This window comes from Aquimarina muelleri DSM 19832, assembly GCF_000430665.1.
Classification (GTDB): domain Bacteria; phylum Bacteroidota; class Bacteroidia; order Flavobacteriales; family Flavobacteriaceae; genus Aquimarina; species Aquimarina muelleri.
Genome location: NZ_AUML01000010.1, coordinates 77,577 through 96,436, shown reverse-complemented (window position 1 = coordinate 96,436; position 18,860 = coordinate 77,577). Strand labels below are relative to the sequence as shown.

The following is an 18,860-nucleotide window of genomic DNA, read 5'->3' as shown; positions in this document are numbered from 1 at the left end:
AAATAAGATAAAAAAATCCTGCTTCCGATAAAGCAGGATTTTTTTTTATCTTTTAAAAAGATTTTAACTTGTTTCTATAAGTTAATAGATAAATTTGGTAATAACATAAAAATTAGACCATCTTTCGTCTAATAAACAATATAACATATGTATAAGAATATTTTTATTATTTTGATTTCAGTTTTGTTTATTAATTGCAAACAAGCCATTATCGCTCAGTCACAGATAGATGTAGCTGAAAAACGAAATTCAGAAAAAATTAAAGCTTCAGAGATAGAAGATATTATTAATTATTTAGCAAGTGATGAATTAGGTGGGCGTGATACTGGTAGTGAAGGATTGAAGAAAGCAGCACAGTTTATTGAAGAAGAGTTTAAGAAATATGATGTAGCTCCTTACTTTAAGACCTATAAAGATACTTTTAAAGCAAAAGGTATAGAAACATATAATATTGTAGGTTTTATAAAAGGAACAGATGCCAAATTAGCTAATGAGTTTATTGTGCTGGGTGCACATTTTGATCATATAGGGGTAGGAAAAGAAGTAAATGGAGATACTATTGCCAATGGAGCTAATGATAATGCAGCAGGAAGCAGTGCTGTATTGTCTCTGGCTAAACAGTTTGCAAAATTAAAAAATAATAAACGGAGTATCCTTTTTGTATTATTTGGTGCAGAAGAAAAAGGATTATTAGGTTCAGAGCATTTAGCAAAAACGCTAAAAGAAAAAAATGTAGACCTATATGCCATGGTTAATTTTGAAATGATAGGAGTACCATTAAATCAGAAAACTTATAAAGCATACATAACGGGATATGACACATCTAATATGGCAGATAAAATAAATAATTATGCTGGCTCTGAGTTGGTTGGTTACTTACCAAAAGCGAAAGAATTTCAGTTGTTTATGAGAAGTGATAACTACCCATTCTATAAGCAATTTGAAGTGCCTTGCCAGACAATTTCAACCTTTGATTTTACTAATTATGATTATTACCATCATGTAGATGATGAAGCTTCTGAGATGAATTTTGAATTTATAGCAGAACTTGTTAATGACTGTATTCCAGTAATAACAAAAATGGCAAATACAATAAAAAAAGAGATTATATTAAATTAATAAAATCTCACAGACGCTAAGGACTGTGAGGTTTGTTATATATAAAAAATGAAAAAAATAATCATAACTGGCGCAAGCAGGGGTATAGGCTATGAATTAGCAAAGCAATTTGCAGATGCAGGACATCAAGTTTTGGCACTTTCTAGAAATGAGATTCCTGTTGCAACATTACAACATAAGAATATACATACATTTTCTTTCGACATTAGTAAATCAGAAGATCTAAAAACAATGATTGACTATGTTGATTCAGAATGGAAACAAGTAGATATTTTGATTAATAATGCAGGTAGATTATTAAATAAACCTTTTAATGAAATTTCTACTCAAGATTTTGAAGAAGTGTATAAGGTAAACGTTTTTGGAGTAGCCGAAATCACACGATTGGTCTTACCTTATATGAAACACGGTAGTCATGTGATTACTATTAGTAGTATGGGAGGAATACAAGGTAGTATGAAATTCCCTGGATTAGCAGCATATAGTTCAAGTAAAGGAGCAGTTATTACATTAAGTGAGTTGTTGGCAGAAGAATATAAAGAAAGTGGAATAGCTTTTAATGTTTTGGCATTAGGAGCAGTACAAACCGAAATGCTCCAAGAAGCATTTCCAGATTATCAAGCACCGTTAAACGCTATAGAAATGGCAAATTATATCAAAGAATTTTCTTTAACAGGGAATAAATATTATAATGGTAAGGTGCTTCAGGTGTCTAGTACAACACCTTAGGTAATGATGATTTTAGTAGATAATCAGCGTTTTTTTTGATTAAATTTTAATTTTATTTTACTTGTAATAATCTGATTATGTAATGTTTACGAGTAATTTTTTTGAGTTTTTCTATTCGCTTAAAAACAGGGGTTTCCTTTTTTGTTTGGTTAATAAAAGATATATTTAGTATATACTATTTACTCTATTGATAAGATATTGAAATAAGTAACAGTATAGGCGTAATCTGAAAAGCCTTTAAAAGAGTAGGAGTCTTAAAACCACACAAAATGAAAACAACTTTTAAACTCTATTTATCGTTTTTTGTTCTTTTTTTTATGATCACAAGTTGTGATAAAGAAGAATTAAATATTGAAGAATCAAGTATTGAAGAAGCTAAGAACTTTGAGAATAAGGCAACAGAAATTGTAGAAATCACACATAACTATGATTACTATGGAGAAAAATTTAAAATCTTGTATGTGCTAGATACAAAAGAATCTCAAATACTAAAAGTAGACGGTGATGTACAAATAGCAGAAAGGATTTTTGGGAAAGAAGATGCTCCTCAAGGGTTGTTTTTTGAAGATTATAAAGAAGGAGATACTACTATTAATGTAAAAGTTTTTAAAACCAATAATGAGGTGGATGGTTATGTAGAAAAATTAGCAGGAGATTTCCCTAAAGAAACATCAGAACAACAAGTTACAAAAGAAGCTTGTGTTGATGGGTCTATTAATGGAAGTGGAACTTTCTATTTTTACTATCATATTAACTATGTTACTGAAATGACAGGCATAAGAAGAACTAATAAATATTACTATAAAGATTGGAATTTAGGAATTTATAATGATCACATGTCTTCCCTTAGAGTTACAAAACCATGGGGGCGCAGAGCATATATAAGATTGTATCAACACAGTTGTTATAATGGTAGAACATTAAATTTTTATTCTCCATATTATCAAACTTCTGTTGGTGCAAGAGATTTAAGAAGATATAGACTGTCTGGGTGGTGGTTCTGGAAAAAATCTTGGAATGATAAAACTTCATCATATAGAGTTTGGGCTTGGTAAACACCTCCTTATCTCATTATGTTTTTAATAATATAATATTAAATTAGAACCCATCGATTTTTGTTTAATCAATGGGTTCTATTAGTTACCTATATCCTCGGTCTTTTTAAATGCTATTTTATGAGTTTTGTAGGTTTTGTTATCTATAACTATAGTAGATGTTTTAATAAAGGTTATAATGGTGTCAGTTTGATGTTCTAGAACAACTTTTGTTACAACCTTTTTTATAGAATCAGAAACAATTTCAAAAGGGGATATAAGTTCAATACGTTTAATATTAGGATTGTTTTTAATAGAAATTAATTTATATTCCTCTGTTTCAGTATTAAAATCAGGGTTAGTTTTGAGTAGTGTTTTTTTATCTAAATATTCTTGAAGCTTTTGCTGGATTAATATAGAGTATGCATCAGCCTCTGATAAATAAGAGGTAGAAGCTTCTTCTGTAATTTCAAAAGATCTGGAATCTTCCATTTTTATAGTTTTAGAATTGTTGTTTGCGCATCCAAAACAAAGTAGGATAACCATGGCATACATAACTTTTTTCATGATTTTATCCGGAATTTTAGTTTAACTATCTGCTCATTTAGTTTTCTAGACTCTATGATCTCGATATTTTTTAAGCTTTGTGTAGGTGTCGTTAACTTATTAACAAACTCCTCTTTAGTATATATTTCGATTCCTAATCGGTGAGGTAGTACCTGAAAAATAGTTGCGTTATCTGCAATTATCTTAGATAATTCTTTTCTTCTGTTTTTCCAATTTTCAATTTTTCCATTAGCATAATAATGAAGCATTAAGGCATAATCATCCGTCTTTATTTGAAGATTTTCTTGATTCCCTAAGGAAGCCATTCTGTATATAGTATCTGTTTTATGATAAGGAGATCCTATTATAAAATGAATATAATCATCCTTTGTTTTCCAAATAAAACACCCCATGCTATCGCTTTTTGAATAAAAAGGAGATTCTTGATCGTTTAGAATAATAATGTCTATTGGTGTTTTGGTAACAGGCTGATTTCTGTCTTGATCTATAAAACAAAAACTAAACGTATTCTCTTTAGGAGATAAGAGGTATATAACAACTATTATAGCAAAACTTAAAAATCCAACCCAGATCCATTTAGAAATCTTAGTGCTCCTAGGAGAATTAGTAGAAATAGAATGATTACTTTTAAAATCATTCCAGCTTTTATAACCACAATATTGTGATAATAAATTTAAGATATCTATTCTAGGTAGTTTTTCTAAAGAATTTTTAAAATAACGATAAAAAGACTTTTCACTAATAGTAGCTTTTACTTTGTCTTGTAAATCTTCTTTAAATAATATAATTTCTTGCCCCTTCCACTCAGAAATATCTGCATTAGAAGTAGTGTGCTGTAGTAAAAATTGTTTTGCTACAGCTTTTTTAAGAATATCAAACAGTATTTTTTCGTCTGAAGTTATGATGGTAGTATTTTGATAATGAGTTGTTTATTTTTTGTAAAATAATTTACAATTGTTTTACAAGTATTCTACAATAGATAAATAACAATAGTCTTTAGGTTTGTTTTCAATCTAACGATATAAAAATATAAAAATGAAAATTAAGAAGGTTAAAATAAACAGAATAATAGTTGTTGTAGGAGTAATATTATTATGTTGTTCCTGTTCTAAAATGGAGAACAAACACCACATGGATACAGAAAATATCATGATGGAAGAGACCGGAGAAACATCTAGTTTATCTGGGGTTCAACAAGATATTAAAGAAGAGACAGCATTAGGTGCTGATAAAATACAACCAGAAAAAGGGAATATTGATTTTGAGCTAAAGATTATAAAAGAAGCAAACTGTAGAATTAAGGTCTTAGATGTTGAAGAAGCTACTGGGTTAGCTAAAAAAATAGCAGCAAAGTATAGAGGATATGTCTCAGATGAGAGATTTACAAACACCAATTATAGTAAAGAGAATAGATTTACAATTAGGGTTCCACAAAACAATTTTGATATTGTTTTAGATAGCATTTGTAAAACAGCAGAATTTGTAGATTTTAAAAACATATCTACCATAGATGTCACCGAAGAATATGTAGATATAACCTCAAGATTAAAAACAAAGTTAGAAGTAAAACAACGGTATGAAACTATTTTAAGAACCAAGGCAAAGACGGTAGAAGATATTTTAATGGCAGAAGAAAAATTAAGTAAACTTCAGGAAGAGATAGAGTCTGCACAAGGTAGATTGAAATACTTAGGTAGTAAAGTAACCTATAGTACTATTCAGTTAGATATATACGAAACTATAATTCCAAAAGTACAATCAGAGAAGTATACTCTTGGTTTTTTGGATAAAGCAAAAAAAGGATTGCTTTTTGGATGGTCTGTTATAGAAGTTTTAACACTGTCGTTATTTTACATATGGCCATTACTTATTTTAGGAATCTTTGGATTTATATATTTTAAATGGAGAAGAAAGTAAAAAAAATAATGAATTAAGCGTACCATAATGGTGCGCTTAATTTTGTATTTTGCAAGAGTAAAAGAAGATTAATAATTGAAAGAGATATTAGGACAATATATTCCAGAAAGATCAATAGATCAGGTGTTTGATCTTATTGTAAAATGGAACGTACATCTTAAAATTGTTAATGAGCGCGTTACACGTCATGGCGATTATCGCAAAATGCCAGACGGGAGACATCAAATTACGGTAAATGCATCTCTTAACAAGTATAGGTTTTTAATTACTCTGATTCACGAAATAGCTCATTTGGTCGCTTTTGAAAAATATGGACGTTATATAAAACCTCATGGTGTAGAATGGAAAACAACTTTTCAACAATTGATGTTGCCATATATTCATCCAGAAGTTTTTCCATCTAGGTTATTACCAATTATAGCACGTCATTTTAAAAACCCCAGAGCAAGTAGTGATACGGATGAAAAACTAGCACTAGCCTTAAAACAATATGACCCGGTTAACGATAAAAATTATATATTTGAATTACCCCTAGGAAGTGTTTTTAGGTTATATAACGGAAGAATCTTCAAAAAAGGTAATAAGAAAGTAAAGCGATATGAATGTGTAGAAGTTAACACAGGAAAGGTTTACCTATTTAACCCAAATGCAGAAGTCGAACTATTAAATTGATTATGAACAAAGATTATTATGCTATTTTGATGGCTGGTGGAGTAGGGTCAAGATTTTGGCCTGTGAGCACTACAGAGTTTCCGAAACAGTTTCACGATATGTTAGGAACAGGAGAAACCCTGATCCAACGTACATTTTTTCGTTTAGCTAAAATTATACCAAAAGAAAATATATTTATTCTTACCAATGAGCGTTATAATGACCTGGTATTAGAGCAGTTACCAGAGGTTAATCAACAACAAGTGGTTACAGAGCCAGCTATGCGTAATACCGCACCATGTATTTTGTATGCAGGGTTAAAAATTCAAAAAGAAAACCCCGATGCTTTAATGGTTGTAGCACCAAGTGATCACTGGATCGAAGATGAAGATGCGTTTATAAAAAATTTAGAACAAAGTTTTATTGAATGTTCTAAAAAAGATAGACTAATGACTTTAGGTATTAAACCTACTTTCCCTAATACTGGGTATGGTTATATCCAATACGATACAGAAAATGAAGTTGCCATAAAAAAAGTAGCTCAGTTTACAGAGAAACCAAACTACGAAACAGCAAAAGAGTTTATATCCAAAGGAAATTATCTTTGGAATGCCGGAATTTTTATATGGAGTGTTAAAAGTATAGTAATGGCTTTTGAAAAATTTCAAGAAGAAATGACTGCATTATTTAAAAAAGGAATAAATACTTATAATACAGAGGAAGAGAACGGTTTTATACAAGAAAATTATCCACTTGCAGAAAACGTATCTATAGATTATGCAATTTTAGAAAAAGCAGAAAATGTGTATGTTCTACCAGCAACCTTTGATTGGAATGACTTAGGAACCTGGGGATCTTTATATGATAAATTAGAAAAAACAGAAGCAAATAACGCAGTGGTTAATGCCAGAGTTTTACCTCACAACGCATCTGGTAATATGATAAGAACAACAAAAGATAAAATTGTTGTGATTGATGGATTACAAGATTATATAATTGTAGATAAAGATGAAGTGCTTTTGATTTACCCAAAAAGTAAAGAACAAAATATAAAGGAAGTATTAAAAAAAGTAAAAGAAACATACGGAGAAGAATACACATAGAATAACATGAAAGATGATGTAAACCAACAATCAGGGACTAATCAGGAAGAGATGGCAGAATCGGTAAAAAGAGATGCCAGAGGTCTTATCGAAAGTGTAAGTACTTTTCTTAGAGAGTTACTGGATATACGATCCCAAACCGATAAAGATCAAACTATCGAAGATGTTAAAAATGATATTCCATTTAAAGGGCATAATGCTTGGATTCTTATTTTTTCGGTATTTGTAGCATCTATTGGACTTAATGTTAGTTCTACCGCCGTAGTAATAGGAGCCATGCTAATTTCTCCATTAATGGGGCCGATTGTAGGCGTTGGATTATCTATTGCAATTAATGATATCGACACCTTAAGAAGATCTTTGGTTAACCTGGGAGTAATGGTAGGTTTAAGTGTTCTTACTGCAACATTATACTTTTGGGTTTCTCCTTTAACAGAATTAACTCCAGAGCTTGAGGCTAGAACAGCACCTACTATTTTAGATGTATTAGTAGCTGTTTTTGGGGGCTTGGCATTAATCGTAGCTAAATCTAAAAAAGGAACCATGCCTAATGCTATAGCAGGAGTAGCTATTGCTACAGCGTTAATGCCTCCGTTATGTACAGTAGGATATGGTATTGCAGAGTGGGAGTTGGAATATGCAATAGGGGCTTTATATTTATTTTCTATTAACGCAACATTTATTGCATTATCTACATTTATAGTTTCTAAACTATTACGTTTTCCGATGTTGCGATATGCTAATTCAGCAAAGAGAAAACGTACCGCACAACTTGCTTCTTTATTAGCAATAATGGTGATGATACCTGCAAGTTATACTTTTTATGTAACACTTAATGAGAGTAATGCAGAACGAGATTATAAAGCATTTAAAGCAAATGAAATTGATGCAAATGAGAATCTGTATATGCGAAAAGATTTTTATGATTATAACAATAAATCTATAAAATTATTTTTTGATGGAGAGATCAATGAAGCAACGGTAAGTGATTTGCAAAATGAAATTAAAGAATATCCAAGTATTAGTGATTTTACTCTGGTTATAAATGGTAATAAGTCCAGAGGTATAGATCAAATATCTAAAGCGTATGATAGATCGATAGAGCAATTAAATCGGGTAGAAAAAGAGAATGATAAGTTGCTAGATGATATCGAAGATCTAAAAATAAAGATAGCAGATTTAGAAGCACAACTTAATGAGGCTAATAAAGTAACTTCGTTAAATATAGCTTATGCTAGCATAGCTAAAGATGCAAAAATACGATTTCCAGATCTTGCAGAGTTAGGATATGGCGAAGTGCAAAAATCAAATTTCTTAAAAGTAGATACCATAAAAGTTATTTTTCCAAAATGGAAATTTCAAGTATCTGATAGCTTAAATAAAATACGAACAAATTCTCTAAGAGAATGGATCACTAAAGAAATGAAAACAGATACACTGTATGTAGAGTAGTGTTATATTATATAAGAAGCTAAAATTCACTATGGATTTACATGCTAATTGGAATAAAATACGGCAACATTTTAATAGGAGTTTTAAGTCTAATTTTCATGTTTCAATAGCTTCTGTAGATGTAAATAATAATCCTACAGTAACACCAATAGGATCTTTGTTTTTGAATAATGATCAAACAGGTTTTTATTTCGAAAAGTTTCCTTCAAAATTACCTGAACACGCTAGGATAAATAAGAATATTTGTGTTTTAGGAGTAAATAGTGGTACTCTTTTTTGGATAAAATCTTTGTTTAAAGAAAAGTTTAGTAAGTATCCAGCTATTAAATTATATGGTAAACTTGGAGAAAGAAAAAAAGCGACTGACAAAGAGATAAATAGGTTAAACAGAAGGATGAAGGCTACAAATGGACTAAAAGGAAATACCTATTTGTGGGGGAGTATGGAGTATATAAGAGAAATACAATTTATAAAAGCTGAAAAAATAAATTTAGGTAAAATGACAAGCGAATTATGAAGAACAGTGTATATTGTCTTGAATATAAGATTATATGTATCTAAATCAAAATAACTCTAATAAGCTTATAAACCTTTTAACTGAGCATCTCTAACTTTTTTAAACAAGTTCGAAGAATATACAAAATCAGTAACCGCTTTGTTATCCGTTTTAAAGATTTGGCTTTTGTCCCCTTCCCATTCCAAATGACCATTTTTCAGGAAAATTATTTTTTCACCTATTTCCATTACCGAGTTCATATCATGTGTATTAATAACAGTAGTGATGTCGTATTCTTCAGTGATTTCCTTAATAAGATTATCTATAACAATAGCAGTCCTTGGGTCTAATCCAGAGTTTGGTTCATCACAGAAAAGATATTTTGGACGAGTCACAATAGCCCGTGCAATAGCTACTCGTTTTTGCATACCTCCACTAATTTCAGATGGTAGCTTGTTATTTGCGTTTTCTAGATTTACTCTGGTTATAGCCTCATGTACTCTTTCTAACATCTCTTCTTTCTTCTGTTTGGTAAACATCATAAGAGGAAACATTATATTTTCTTCTACCGTCATAGAGTCAAATAAGGCACTGCCTTGAAAAACCATTCCCATCTTTTCTCTAAGATTTCTTTGTTCTTCTTCATCAAGTTCTGAGTATTTATTACCATCGTAGCAAATCTCACCCTGTTCTGGAGTAAAAAGACCTAACAGGCATTTTAAGAAAACAGTTTTTCCGCTTCCACTAGTACCAATAATAAGATTAGTCTTGCCGCGATCAAAAGTAGTTGTAATTCCTTTTAAAATTTCTTCGCCATTAAAACTCTTGTGCAGATTAGTAACTTCTATCATTAGCTTAATAGTAATTGGGTGAGAATATAATTAGATATAATAATAACTACTGTAGTCCAAACAAAGGCAGAAGTACTTGCTTTACCAACTTCTAACGCCCCTCCTTTCATGTAATATCCGTGAAAAGATGGTATAGTAGCTAATAAAAAAGAGTATAAAAAAGTCTTTATAAAAGCATATACAAGATGATAAGGGATAAATTCTTCTCGTAGACCGGTTAAAAAGTCATTAGTCGAAACAAATCCGCCATATACTCCAGCAACATATGCACCAAATATACCCATAAACATGGCGATAGCAATCACAAAAGGATACATAAGCATTGCTATGATTTTAGGGAAAACTAAATAATTAAGAGAGTTTATTCCCATTACTTCTAATGCATCAATTTGTTCGGTGACTCTCATGGTTCCGATACTTGAGGTAATAAAAGAACCAACTTTACCAGCCATAATTACGGAGATAAAAGTAGGAGCAAACTCAAGTATAACAGATTGTCTTGAAGCAAAAGCAATAAGTTTTTTAGGAATTAAAGGGCTGGTAAGATTAAGTGCCGTTTGTATAGCAACTACTGCTCCAATAAAAAACGCAAGAAAAATTGTTATTCCTAAAGAACCTATTATCAAATCATCGATTTCTTTAAAAATAAGATTACGTAGTACAGAGCGCTTAGTCATTCTACTAAAAACCCCTTTTAACATTAAAAAATACCGACCAATATCGTCTAGATAAAACATGTATATTAATTAGAAAGGCTAAAATAGAAAAAAAAAAATCCATAGCATTTAACCTTCTATTAAAGTTTTACATTTGCACAAATAGTATTTTTACAGTCTAAAACAAAAAAGTAATGGTGAAAAAAATATATCTGATTCTATTATTTGTATTATGTTACATACCAAGTAAATCTCAGGAAAAACCTATAATAAAAAGTTCTCCAAAGTTAGTAATAGGTATAGTAGTAGATCAAATGCGATACGATTATGTAACTCGCTTTTATGATAGATTTGGAAATGGAGGTTTTAAGCGCATGATCAATGAGGGATTTAATTGTAAAAACAACCATTTTAATTATGTGCCAACATATACTGGTCCAGGACATGCTTCGGTATATACTGGGACTACACCGCAAAATCACGGTATAATTTCAAACAATTGGTACGATAAATTTGGAAAAGAAAAGGTGTACTGTGCAGGTGATTCTACAGTTAGTGCAGTTGGATCAGATAGCAAGCTAGAGAGAATGTCTCCACATCGAATGAAAACTACTACTGTAGCAGATCAAAATAGACTACATACACAGTTAAAAGGAAAAACAATTGGTGTAGCGATAAAGGATAGAGGTGCTATTTTACCTGCAGGTCATTCTGCTAATGGGGCATATTGGTTTAGAGGTAAAGATGAAGGTAATTGGATAACAAGCACCTATTATCGTAATGAATTACCAGATTGGGTTAAACAATTTAATGATTCAGATAAAGCAGAGTCTTATTTAAAAGTATGGAATACTTTGTATGATATAAAAACATATACAGAAAGTGGTGTAGATCAAAATAAATTTGAAGGAGGTTTTAAAGGAAAAGAAGTAGCAACATTTCCTTATGATTTGGCAAAACTAAAAGATCAGAATTCTGGGTTTGATATTATCAAATCTTCTCCTTTTGGAAACAGTTTAACTACTGATTTTGCAATAGCAGCAATTGCAGGAGAACAATTAGGGGCAGATGAGATTACCGATTTTCTTACTGTAAGTTATTCGAGCACAGATTACGTTGGGCATAATTTCGGAGTAAATTCTAAAGAAATTCAAGATACTTATTTGCGATTGGATAAAGATCTAGAGCGGTTTTTTAATGTTTTGGATGCTAAAGTTGGAAAAGGAAAATATACTGTTTTTTTAACTGCAGATCATGGTGCAGTTCATGTACCCTCTTATTTGCAATCTGTTAAGATTCCGGCAGGATACTTTGATACAGACACTTTTGTAAAAAAGATAAAAATGTTTGTAAAGGAAGAGTTTAGAGCAGAAGGATTTATTGAAAATATATCTAATAATCAGATATTTTTTAATTATGAGATATTAAGAAAAAATAAGATAATGCCTGAAGATTTACAAAAAGCAATAGCACATTTTGTATTACAAGAAGATCAAGTCGATAAAGTATTTACAAGAAATCAACTAGAAAATACAGAATATTCTTCGGGAATTGCTGCGTTAATACAAAAAGGATATAACCAAAAAAGAAGTGGCGATGTTGTTGTTGTTTTAGATCCTGCTACTATCTCTTATTCTAAAACTGGTTCTACTCATGGTAGTGGATTACCTTATGATACCCATGCTCCATTATTGTTTTTTGGTCATGGTATAAAAAAGGGTAGTACTACTCAGAAAACATATATACCAGATATAGCACCTACTGTATCAGCTATGTTAGGGATTTCTTTTCCTAATGGAACTACAGGTGATGTGTTATCTTTTGTTTTAGAATAATAATTCATGTTTCTCTTTTTAGAAGGTATTAAATATAAAGAGTAAAGCTTGTTTTTTTGAAGCTTTACTCTTTACTTTTTTTAAGAATTTATATTATTTTTCCATAAGGTGAGCTCCATGAACTACAGCCGCACCAGCACGCAATACAGCTGCTATAAATGTAGTTTCAGCAAGTTCTTCTTGAGTTGCACCAGCATTTATGGCTTTTGTTTTGTGTATTTCTAAGCAATATGGACATTGTGTAGTTAAAGCTACAGCAACTGCCATTAACTCTTTATACTTTATTGGTATTGCTCCTTCTTGTAATGCAATATTATCAAATTTTTGAAATGCTTTCATTGCTTCAGAAGCATTCTTACTTAATGAGTCTAATTGTTTTAGGTTCTTCATGTCGTACATAACTATTCTTTTTTTTATTAATTTAATCTATATTGTGTAGTTTAATTCTCCGAGGCTTACCTCGAAAACAAAATATATTTTCGGAAGCATACTTCGTTAATTTGCTCCGAGGTTATTTTTTAATTTAATTTCTCCCTGCGATTACTCCTCCATCAATATCCCAGATAGCTCCTGTAACCCAAGAAGCTTGATCGGATAAAAGAAAAGTAATACTGTTTGCTATATCTTGAGAGGTGCCATTTCTTCCTATGGGATGAAAGTTATTAAATCCAACTAAAGCTTTTTTTGCTTCATCAGATCCACCAAATACACTGTCATATACAGGCGTTTCTACCACAGCAGGAGATACAGCATTTACTCTAATACCATAATCGGCAAGTTCCATTGCTAGGTGTTGTGTAAGAGAGTGTAAACCTGCTTTTTGCATAGAGTAAGCAGAAGAAGGTGTCGCTTTTACAGCTTGTTTAGCCCACATTGAACCTACGTTAACAATAGATCCACTATTGTTCTCTTTCATTTTTTTTGCAGCTGCTTGTGTAATAAAAAAGAATCCCCTGTTGAGGTCTTGATACGAATCATAATCTTTTAGAGTATGCTCTAAAAATGATTTAGGGCCAAAAATGCCGGATGCATTCACTAAATAATCTAAGCGATCTAATTTAGAAATAGTACTTATTAATTCATCTACACTAGAAGTGTTGGTAATATCAAGCTGATGTTTAATTACGTTATTCGCATCTTGTATTTTAGATGTGTTTCTGCCTATCACATGTACCGTAGCTCCTCCTTCAATTAAAGTGTTTACCGTTGCTTTACCAATTCCGCTTGTTCCTCCAACAACCAAGGCTGTCTTGTTTTTAAATGATGTCATTTTTTTTATAATGTTTAAGTTATTAATATGAACAGACAAGTCTGTCTTTTTTTAATTAAATTTTTTTAATTTAATATGTTTTTACATAAAGATAATCCAGATTGAATAGGCCAGATTTTTTGATGTAATTTGCTTTCTGCGATCGAACTTTCATAAATCAAATAAATTTTTCTTGCGAGTTCTTCATTTTTTGAATCTTCATTTTGGTTATAATTATCTTCTAATAACTTTTTAATAAATGAAATAAAAGCTTCTTTTTGGTCTTGAATTTTCTTTCTTATTTTTTGATTTTCACTTGGTATTTCAGCAATAGTATTTAAACACCAACAGCCGTTAAAATCCTTTTTATTAAAAAAAACTATAAGAAAATGAAACAAAGCATATAGTTGATCTTTTCCTTTAGGGGCATTATAAACAAATATTTTTATGTCTTTTATGAAGGTATCATTTCTATGAGTTAAGTAGGCTAAACAAATTTCTTCTTTAGAAGAAAAATGGTTGTATAAAGTAGCTTTTGCAATACCTGTTTCTTTTATAATCTCATTTATTCCAGTAAGATTATATCCTTTACGGTAAAAAAGATCAGAAGCAGTCTCAATGATATTTTGTCGAACTAAAGAGTGTTTCATACTGTAAATATATAAAAACAATATTAAAAACAGACCGACCTGTCTGTTTTTAATATTGTTCAACTTTTTTTTTGAGTTAGATATCTAATTCTTTAAGCTTTGTTCTATAAAACAACTGAACTACTAATTATTTGATTACCACCTGTGGTACCTGATTTGCTCAATCAATTATAAAACTACATCAGCCACTGTGTTCAATTTTTAAAGTATCATAAAATACCTCATCGGTATTAATTGAAATGATTTTATTGAAGTTATTACTATTACCCTATACGTTAATTTTATTCTCTGTATTATTACTAATCTTACCTAAAAAATAAAACATAATCTACATTATTGTTCTTATTATGTTTGTTACAAGAAGCAATATGAGGCCAAACAATAAGATAAATAATTTGATATTTATAAATTTATGTTTTGATTTAGGTTGGTGTTTTTTATAAATAAATTGTTACTATAATATTTTCTGTTTCATTTTTTTCCATCTAAGATTGCGAATAAACTTTCCTTCAATTTCAGAAACCAAAAAGGTATGTTTTTTTCTTTTTGCTTTAAAATAACCTATTAAATAATCTATAGCCAAACTGGGCTGTTTTTTAAGTAAAGCTAATTTTGTAGACGCAATAAGAGTGATCCAAAAGCCATATCGCATACTGTAAAAAGCCTCTCCTTGTTTATACCTTGCTTTTGGAGTGTAAGAATTTCCTGTAGGTTTTAAGTGTTTTACATGTAGTTCGTTTTCAGTTCTAATCTTCCAGTTATGATATTGAGCCAATAGTTCATCAATCGTATCCCAACCCATTGCTGATTTAAGACCATTTATATCTTTAAAACAAGCTTTTCGATATGCTTTTAAGGCACCACGAATATGATCTTTATTAGTTAAATTTTCTAATACCCAATTTTGATTTTTCTTAATATAACAAAATCCACCTACCATTCCGATACTACTATCTTGCTTAAATGAGTTTGTTATTTTTTCTAAATAATCTGTGGGAAAGATAAGATCTGCATCAAATTTGCAAATAATGTCATAATCTGTATCTAGGGTAGAGTAACCTTTGTAAAATGCACGAACAACTTTGCTGCCAGGCATATGATCTGTAGAGGCATTGGTGTGAACTAAACTAATAAAATTGTATTGATGGATAAAATCATTTACAATACTACAGGTGTTATCTGTAGAGTTGTCATTAACTACTACTATTTTTTTTGGTATTAAAGTCTGCAATACCAAAGAGTTTAGCGTTTTAGCTATAAAACGTTCTTCATTATGGGTAGGTATAACAATATATGTTTTCAAGAATAGTATACGTTTTTATGTTTTTTTAATACAAAAGCAAAAACAATATATTAGGAAGTCTTAACTCTTTCTGCATAGATAATATAGTATCTGGGAGTAAAAAATCTTAATAAAGGACGAAAACCAATTTTTTTGATTGGGTGTGTCCATTTTTCTCTAGCTATAATTTTCCATCCAGCTTTTTCTAATAACCAGTCAAATTGCCAATCTTCAAATTCATGAAAGTGCCTATCCCACATATCTGTTTTACTACGATAAGCAGGAGAGAACCATAATTTTAGAGGTATAGAAGCTACCAATTTGTTAGCTTTAATATCTTTTATAACATTAAAAGGAGCGATTAAATGTTCAAAAATTTCAAAAGCTGTAACAATATCTGCATCACTTGTTTTTACGGCTTCTGTGTTGATATCTAGATCCTCACCAGAGGTGTTGTGAACACTATATCCTTCTTTTTCCATAAATTCTGTAAATGGATTTCTTACTCCTAAATCTAAAACAGAGGCGGGGGCAGGAAAGTTTTTTCTTAGGAACTCTAATGTTTTTTGATATCTTTTATGAGGAAAAGTCCCTTCGTACATGTTCTTTATATTTTATATATATAGTTAATTAAAAAGATAAATGATATTAAAGTGTATTACAAGAAGTAAAGATTATATTATTTTTTCAAATAAAAAAGGGATGCAATTAAGTATCCCTTTTTTAGTAAAGTGAAGATATGTATTATTTACATTCTTTGGTATATTCATAAATATGCTTAGCAAATTCTGACCATTTTGGCTTAGCTCCATATTTTTCGATTAAAGTAGGGCAGTCACCAAAAAACATTTTAAATTCTTCTTCATAATTCTTTTTCTTAAGTCGAATAGCTACTTCTGTACCTTTTTTAACATAATAAGATTTTGAAATCCCACCAGCTTTTAATGGACCAATACCTATACTAGCAGTTTTTTTAGCATAAGGATCTTGAAAAACTTTAATTTTTTCGCAAAAAGAAGGGTTAACAAGTTGTACCATTAGCGCTTTTGTTTTTTTCTTTACGCGAACGTCCGATTTTTCAAAATAAGCATACCCGCTTTTAAATAGATTTTGATCAAGATCATCGTTGTTCCATTGATCAGCATCAGTTATAAAATCATTAAAGTTAGCTAGCTTTGCCAAACCACTAGGAGGTAGGTACATAAATGCAATGTTATTAGGTTTTATTTTAACTTTTTTGTCATTAAGATCTTTTATTTTAACCTCTTCAATAAGTCCTTTTTCATATTTTAATTTTTTTAGATTTCCTTTAACTATTTCCTCATTATCCATATGAAGATAAGATGTTTTCTTTTTAGAAAAACCATTAAATCCAGGTAGAAAATTTTGGGCTTGAGTGGATATGCTAATACAGATGAATAGCATAAAAATTGAAATTAATTGAGTAGTAATTTTCATAAAGAATAGTGGGTTTGAATTTATTTGATTATTTACAAATATAAAATTTCTTTTTTAAGACAAGGGGCTTCGAGTTATTTATAAAAGTTTGGTTTTTAATTCAACAGACTTTTTATAAATAATATTTTTGTGTTTTACCTTCTTTAAAAAAATACAAGTGTATATAATTTGTTCCTATAGGTGTTTAAATAAAGGTGATTGTTAAAACTGTACTTAATAGAATTTTGCAATAGAATTAAAATTGATAGAGTAAAGCATTGATATTCATGCCTGCACCTACACTGGCAAAGAGCAAAAGATCTCCTTCATTGATAGATTGATCTTTTATTTCACCTTTTAGGATGAGATCTAATAATGTAGGTATGGTAGCTACACTACTATTTCCTAGGTTTTTAATACTCATGGGCATGATTCCATAAGGAGTGCTTTGATCAAAAAGCTCGTAGAATCTTTTTACAATCGCTTCGTCCATTTTTTCATTTGCTTGATGGATAAGGATTTTTTTTATGTCAGAAATATGAAAATCGGTTTTATCCAAACAAGCTTTCATTGCATTAGGGACTTTATTTAATGCAAATTCATATATTTTTCGCCCATACATTTTAATATACTTATTAGAGTCTTGAGAAATAGAGCTATTAGTTTTTCCAAAGAATAAAAAATTATTTTCTTCTAAAGTATAAGATGCGCTTACGAACGATATAATTCCCCCTGTTTTTTCTGTTTTTTCCAGAATTACTGCACCTGATCCATCAGAATAGATCATAGAATCACGATCATGTTTATCTATCACACGAGATAAGGTTTCTGCACCAATAATAAGGCATTTTTGTGCCATATTACTTTTAATAAAGGACTGTGCTTGTATAACACCTTCTATCCAGCCAGGGCATCCAAAAAGAACATCATAGGCCACACAGTATGGGTTTTTTATTTTTAATTTATGTTTTACTCTTGCTGCAATACTAGGTACTGTGTCTCCTTGAGAAGTACCTTTATCTACATCTCCAAAATTATGTGCAACAATAATGTAATCTAATGTTTCGGGATCTATTTTTGAGTTTAAAATTGCTTTTTCTGCGGATAAAAATGCTAAATCCGAAGTATTGTGTTTGTCGGAAGCATATCTACGTTCTTCAATGCCAGTAATTTTTTTAAATTTATCAATTATAATACTAGTATCCCCATTGATTTTTATTCCATCCTCAGTAAAGAAATTGTGGTTTATAAAATCCTTATTTTTTTCTGTTTTTTCAGGAATATAGCTCCCTATACCAGTTATTTTGATACTCATTTGTTCCCAATTATTTAATTTAGCAAGGTAAGATAAACTTTTATTAATTAGTTATTATGCACGCATAATAATTTTTACAATACCCAACTACTTTTTATGATATTAATTTGATTAAAAACGATATAAAGATTACTTTATTTTTAATTGCATCACTGTAGCAATAGATAAAGCTCTGGTTTTAATAAGTTCTGCTTTTTCTCCTTTAAAATTTGTGTCAACGGTATTTTGAAATAGCGATAACCAAGTGTCAAAATGAATTTTATGCATTTCTTTTTTGTGATTTAAATTTTTATGAATTTGGATCACATTTTTTTTATAACCACCCTTTCTAAACAGCTGTTGTTCCCAAAAGTCTGTAATTGCAGGTATATGTTCTTCGAGATTAATTTTGGCAATTTTAGTAAAAAATATTCCAATTTCAGGATTAATAAATGCATCTTTATAAAAAGCTTGCATTAAAAATTCTATGTCTTCTCTTGATGTGATATCTTTCATGACTTTTTAAAGCTAACCAAAA

General features: G+C 30.2%; 21 protein-coding genes. 9 read left to right on the top strand and 12 right to left on the bottom strand.

Annotated elements, in window-relative coordinates:
- Positions 1-147: 147 nt before the first annotated feature.
- The 3 genes from H527_RS0106980 (at position 148) to H527_RS0106970 (ending at position 2,903) form a co-directional block, all read left to right on the top strand.
- On the top strand, positions 148-1,119 hold the full coding sequence (locus tag H527_RS0106980; RefSeq protein WP_027412036.1) for a M20/M25/M40 family metallo-hydrolase: 972 nt from the start codon (positions 148-150) through the stop codon (positions 1,117-1,119).
- 48 nt (positions 1,120-1,167) lie between these two features.
- Positions 1,168-1,848: an SDR family NAD(P)-dependent oxidoreductase gene (locus H527_RS0106975; protein WP_027412035.1), complete on the top strand. Its 681-nt coding sequence runs from the start codon at positions 1,168-1,170 to the stop codon at positions 1,846-1,848.
- Positions 1,849-2,117: 269 nt separating this feature from the next.
- Positions 2,118-2,903 (top strand): hypothetical protein, encoded by a 786-nt coding sequence (locus H527_RS0106970; protein WP_027412034.1) that lies wholly within the window; start codon positions 2,118-2,120, stop codon positions 2,901-2,903.
- Between the two features lie 81 nt (positions 2,904-2,984).
- Here H527_RS0106970 and H527_RS0106965 read toward each other — a convergent pair whose 3' ends face one another.
- The gene (locus H527_RS0106965) at positions 2,985-3,449 is read right to left on the bottom strand and encodes a hypothetical protein (protein ID WP_027412033.1); all 465 of its coding nucleotides are present in this window, start codon (positions 3,447-3,449) and stop codon (positions 2,985-2,987) included.
- The gene (locus H527_RS0106960) at positions 3,446-3,841 is read right to left on the bottom strand and encodes a hypothetical protein (RefSeq protein ID WP_027412032.1); all 396 of its coding nucleotides are present in this window, start codon (positions 3,839-3,841) and stop codon (positions 3,446-3,448) included. The genes H527_RS0106965 and H527_RS0106960 overlap by 4 nt, the downstream gene beginning before the upstream one ends.
- 643 nt (positions 3,842-4,484) lie before the next feature.
- Here H527_RS0106960 and H527_RS21610 point away from each other — a divergent pair.
- The 5 genes from H527_RS21610 (at position 4,485) to H527_RS21605 (ending at position 9,089) form a co-directional block, all read left to right on the top strand.
- On the top strand, positions 4,485-5,366 hold the full coding sequence (locus H527_RS21610) for a DUF4349 domain-containing protein (RefSeq protein ID WP_081414565.1): 882 nt from the start codon (positions 4,485-4,487) through the stop codon (positions 5,364-5,366).
- A 75-nt stretch (positions 5,367-5,441) separates the two neighbouring features.
- Complete coding sequence (locus H527_RS0106950) at positions 5,442-6,038, top strand: SprT-like domain-containing protein (protein WP_027412031.1); 597 nt, start codon at positions 5,442-5,444, stop codon at positions 6,036-6,038.
- Between the two features lie 2 nt (positions 6,039-6,040).
- Positions 6,041-7,120 carry a mannose-1-phosphate guanylyltransferase gene (locus H527_RS0106945; RefSeq protein WP_027412030.1) on the top strand — a complete coding sequence of 360 codons (1,080 nt, stop codon included), beginning with the start codon at positions 6,041-6,043 and terminating at the stop codon, positions 7,118-7,120.
- A gap of 6 nt (positions 7,121-7,126) precedes the next feature.
- Positions 7,127-8,572, top strand: a complete 1,446-nt coding sequence (locus H527_RS0106940) for a DUF389 domain-containing protein (RefSeq protein ID WP_027412029.1) — start codon at positions 7,127-7,129, stop codon at positions 8,570-8,572.
- Between the two features lie 31 nt (positions 8,573-8,603).
- Positions 8,604-9,089, top strand: a complete 486-nt coding sequence (locus tag H527_RS21605) for a hypothetical protein (RefSeq protein ID WP_051316672.1) — start codon at positions 8,604-8,606, stop codon at positions 9,087-9,089.
- A 65-nt stretch (positions 9,090-9,154) separates the two neighbouring features.
- Here H527_RS21605 and H527_RS0106930 read toward each other — a convergent pair whose 3' ends face one another.
- The gene (locus H527_RS0106930) at positions 9,155-9,919 is read right to left on the bottom strand and encodes an ABC transporter ATP-binding protein (RefSeq protein ID WP_027412028.1); all 765 of its coding nucleotides are present in this window, start codon (positions 9,917-9,919) and stop codon (positions 9,155-9,157) included.
- Positions 9,919-10,656 (bottom strand): MlaE family ABC transporter permease, encoded by a 738-nt coding sequence (locus H527_RS0106925; protein WP_027412027.1) that lies wholly within the window; start codon positions 10,654-10,656, stop codon positions 9,919-9,921. The genes H527_RS0106930 and H527_RS0106925 overlap by 1 nt, the downstream gene beginning before the upstream one ends.
- Before the next feature lie 113 nt (positions 10,657-10,769).
- Between H527_RS0106925 and pafA the strand changes: the two genes are divergently transcribed.
- On the top strand, positions 10,770-12,410 hold the full coding sequence (gene pafA, locus H527_RS0106920) for an alkaline phosphatase PafA (protein ID WP_035087579.1): 1,641 nt from the start codon (positions 10,770-10,772) through the stop codon (positions 12,408-12,410).
- A 93-nt stretch (positions 12,411-12,503) separates the two neighbouring features.
- Here pafA and H527_RS0106915 read toward each other — a convergent pair whose 3' ends face one another.
- From H527_RS0106915 to H527_RS0106880, 8 genes are all read right to left on the bottom strand, one after another.
- Positions 12,504-12,809, bottom strand: a complete 306-nt coding sequence (locus tag H527_RS0106915) for a carboxymuconolactone decarboxylase family protein (RefSeq protein WP_027412025.1) — start codon at positions 12,807-12,809, stop codon at positions 12,504-12,506.
- 124 nt (positions 12,810-12,933) lie between these two features.
- Entirely contained in the window at positions 12,934-13,680 is a 747-nt protein-coding gene (locus H527_RS0106910; RefSeq protein WP_027412024.1) for an SDR family NAD(P)-dependent oxidoreductase, read from the bottom strand.
- A gap of 65 nt (positions 13,681-13,745) precedes the next feature.
- The gene (locus H527_RS0106905) at positions 13,746-14,309 is read right to left on the bottom strand and encodes a TetR/AcrR family transcriptional regulator (RefSeq protein ID WP_035087577.1); all 564 of its coding nucleotides are present in this window, start codon (positions 14,307-14,309) and stop codon (positions 13,746-13,748) included.
- A 454-nt stretch (positions 14,310-14,763) separates the two neighbouring features.
- Positions 14,764-15,612 carry a glycosyltransferase family 2 protein gene (locus tag H527_RS0106900; protein WP_027412022.1) on the bottom strand — a complete coding sequence of 283 codons (849 nt, stop codon included), beginning with the start codon at positions 15,610-15,612 and terminating at the stop codon, positions 14,764-14,766.
- A 50-nt stretch (positions 15,613-15,662) separates the two neighbouring features.
- Positions 15,663-16,193 (bottom strand): methyltransferase domain-containing protein, encoded by a 531-nt coding sequence (locus H527_RS0106895; protein WP_027412021.1) that lies wholly within the window; start codon positions 16,191-16,193, stop codon positions 15,663-15,665.
- A 142-nt stretch (positions 16,194-16,335) separates the two neighbouring features.
- Positions 16,336-17,049 carry a hypothetical protein gene (locus H527_RS0106890; RefSeq protein WP_155837824.1) on the bottom strand — a complete coding sequence of 238 codons (714 nt, stop codon included), beginning with the start codon at positions 17,047-17,049 and terminating at the stop codon, positions 16,336-16,338.
- Positions 17,050-17,284: 235 nt separating this feature from the next.
- Positions 17,285-18,343, bottom strand: a complete 1,059-nt coding sequence (locus H527_RS0106885; protein WP_027412019.1) for a 3-oxoacyl-ACP synthase III family protein — start codon at positions 18,341-18,343, stop codon at positions 17,285-17,287.
- Between the two features lie 129 nt (positions 18,344-18,472).
- Complete coding sequence (locus tag H527_RS0106880) at positions 18,473-18,838, bottom strand: group III truncated hemoglobin (protein WP_027412018.1); 366 nt, start codon at positions 18,836-18,838, stop codon at positions 18,473-18,475.
- Between the last annotated feature and the right edge of the window lie 22 nt (positions 18,839-18,860).